We start from the raw sequence: 2,600 nt of genomic DNA on the forward strand, positions 1-2,600 counted from the left end.
CAGGCACTTCCGGGATACACAAGACAGGACAAAAATCAACTTCCATTATCAAGAGGTGAGTGCTAATTATTTTGTGAAGATTTTGTGAACGCTACGAGCCATGCACATTTACATGAAAAATGGTATTGAATCAAAAATATTATGTCTCACTTTATTCTCTCTTTTACTACCGTATTTTCAGGCACTTTCTCCTCATATTCCTGTTTCAATTCCTCTGCCAAATACGCATCGCTCATGCAGTGCATATCAGAAACACCATCACGGATCAGCTGATAGACCTGGGAATGATAAAAGAAATCCAATGCCGCATCCAGTGAAAGTCCCTGCTGTTTAGCAAAACATTCGATAACACGGCTATATTTTTTCTGAAGCAAAATCGGATTTGCTGTCATAGTGTTTCACTCCCTTCAAAATGCAACAGAGACAGTGCTTTCTCTGTGCGGAAACATATTTGCAGGTTCGGCTTTTCATAGCGCAGGCGGTTGATAGCTTCCGTTTTATCAATCAGTCCGTCAAAGAACAGCTCCACGGTATTAAACACCTTATCGTTGGCAACACCACCCGCAACAAAGTCATAATCCGTCGAATCTTTTCCGCTGCGGCAGTTCAGAATAAAATCCAGCCACTCTTCGGAATAAGAATCGAATTTCAGCGTTTTCAGTTCAGCTTCCCGACTTTCATCGTATTCATACCGGGAGATAATACCATCTTTCCCACGGTGTTTGAACTTACCACACCACTTCGCCGCCTGTTCATACAGCGGCGTGACATAGAAGCCACGCCCGAAGTCTACATTGGGGCGGGAATGAACCAAATCCGGCTTTGCAATTTCCAAGAAAGAACCATGATAGAGAATCATACTTCCACACCCCTTTCTTTCATCACGTCAAGAAGGTCATCAACGATATATTCCCGGCTCTGGGTATGCAGCACTTCATACTCCGGCACAATGTAACCATTCAAAATATCGCTTTGTTCGGTAAATGCCTGATAAACACGTTCTGCATCCACGCCAAGCTTTGCCGCTACATTTTCAATGCAAAATACAGCAAACTCCAGTTCACTGGAATTTTTGATTTTTTCATCCTCTATCATACGCAAGCCCTCCTTTTATGATAATTTGGTGTTTTTACTTCATTGTCAGCATTGACTTTATCATATTTTCCATCAAGCACGGCATTTGCAGTAGGAAGAATAGGCTTTTCCGCCAAAATATCCCGGAAAATTGCATGATTCTTCTTCTCACCATCGTCCAGATAATAGAGATCATCTGGCCGGCAATGCCAACCCAATCAATCGATCCGTCTGACCTGCCATGAACAGTGGGATATTCAGCACATCATCGTCCAGCTTCAGATTGTCCAATGAGAAACGGATGCGGAGCCTGACCTTGTCAGGGAACAGTTCCTTGAACTTCTTCATACTCTTGCTGGTTGTGTTGGTTTCGGATTTGACCTCCACGGGGAAGATGTCGTTCTCCCGCTGAATGAGGAAATCCACTTCGTAAGGCGGGTTGTTCTGGCTCCAGTAACGGGGCATGACTTCAAACTGAGTAATTAAAGTCTGCAGCACAAAGTTTTCGGTTAATGCGCCTTTGAATTCAGTAAAAAGGCGGTTACCTTCGCCAAAGGCAGTGGGAGAAAGCTGTGCCAGGCGGCGGAGCAGTCCCACATCCACCAGATAAATCTTGAAAGCAGACAGGTCATCGTAAGCTGCAATCGGCAGACCGGGAGCTTGGCTGCGATAAACTTTATGCACCAAACGGGCATCTACCAGCCATTGCAAGGCATCCTCGTACTCACGGGCTCGTGCTCCTTCCTTGATCACTTTATAGATGAACTTCTTGTTCTCTTTTGCCAGTTGAGAAGGAATGGATTTCCAGATCATTGAGATTTTCGGGAACTCGCTGAGATTAGGATGTTTTGCAAAATCACGCTCATAGGCTCCGATGATTCCGGACAATGCTTCCTGCATGGCAGAAACATCCCGTGCTTCCGTCCACATCAATACCGACTCCGGCATACCACCGGTGACATAGTACATTTTCAGCTTCTCATACAGCGGATTAAAGAAGGCATCAGGGATGGGTTCAAGAGTGTCCACCTGTTCCAGGTACTGTGCCAGATTTTCGTCACCGTTGGCAAGCAGGAATTCACTAAAGGTCATCGGGTCAATCTGCATAAAGTTGACCTTACCCACCGGAAAAGAGGAAGGTTTCGCCAGAGCAATACCAAGCAGAGAACCAGCGCAGGCAACGTGATACTGCGGTGCATTCTCACAAAAATACTTCATAGAGTTAATGACCTTAGGGCAATCCTGCACCTCATCAAAAATGATAAGGGTTTTTTCAGGCACGATTTTTTGACCGCTTGCCAGCATAAGGTTTTGTAGAATCCGGTCCACATCCTTGGTTGTTTCAAAAAATTGCTTATATTCTTCATTTTCGTCGAAGTTAAAGTAAGCTGTATTTTCATAATAGCGCCTGCCGAACTCTTTCAGAATCCAAGTCTTGCCCACCTGACGTACGCCCTTCAGGATTAAAGGCTTGCGGTAGGGAGAATTCTTCCAAGCCAGCAATTTTTTTAAGATAAATCGTTCCA

Annotated in this window: 4 protein-coding genes; all 4 read right to left on the reverse strand. The window is 44.7% G+C overall.

Annotated features, from left to right (window positions below):
- Window positions 1-146 precede the first annotated feature (146 nt).
- On the reverse strand, window positions 147-392 hold the full coding sequence (locus QZ375_RS14080) for a DUF3791 domain-containing protein (protein WP_295220006.1): 246 nt from the start codon (window positions 390-392) through the stop codon (window positions 147-149).
- Entirely contained in the window at window positions 389-859 is a 471-nt protein-coding gene (locus QZ375_RS14085; protein ID WP_295220008.1) for a DUF3990 domain-containing protein, read from the reverse strand. Before QZ375_RS14085 ends, QZ375_RS14080 begins: the two co-directional genes overlap by 4 nt.
- Entirely contained in the window at window positions 856-1,095 is a 240-nt protein-coding gene (locus tag QZ375_RS14090) for a DUF3791 domain-containing protein (protein ID WP_295220009.1), read from the reverse strand. The genes QZ375_RS14085 and QZ375_RS14090 overlap by 4 nt, the downstream gene beginning before the upstream one ends.
- 171 nt (window positions 1,096-1,266) lie before the next feature.
- The coding region (locus QZ375_RS14095) for an ATP-binding protein (protein WP_295220011.1) at window positions 1,267-2,600 on the reverse strand (1,334 nt) is incomplete at its 5' end.

This window comes from Ruminococcus sp. (genome assembly GCF_019417665.1).
In the GTDB taxonomy this organism is placed as follows: Bacteria; Bacillota; Clostridia; order Oscillospirales; family Ruminococcaceae; genus Ruminococcus_C.

What these genes read in the sequence shown, in the direction of transcription:
- QZ375_RS14085 (WP_295220008.1), bottom strand. Translation starts at nt 859, where the DNA reads ATGATTCTCTATCATGGTTCTTTCTTGGAAATTGCAAAGCCGGATTTG.
- QZ375_RS14090 (WP_295220009.1), bottom strand. Translation starts at nt 1,095, where the DNA reads ATGATAGAGGATGAAAAAATCAAAAATTCCAGTGAACTGGAGTTTGCT.
- QZ375_RS14080 (WP_295220006.1), bottom strand. Translation starts at nt 392, where the DNA reads ATGACAGCAAATCCGATTTTGCTTCAGAAAAAATATAGCCGTGTTATC.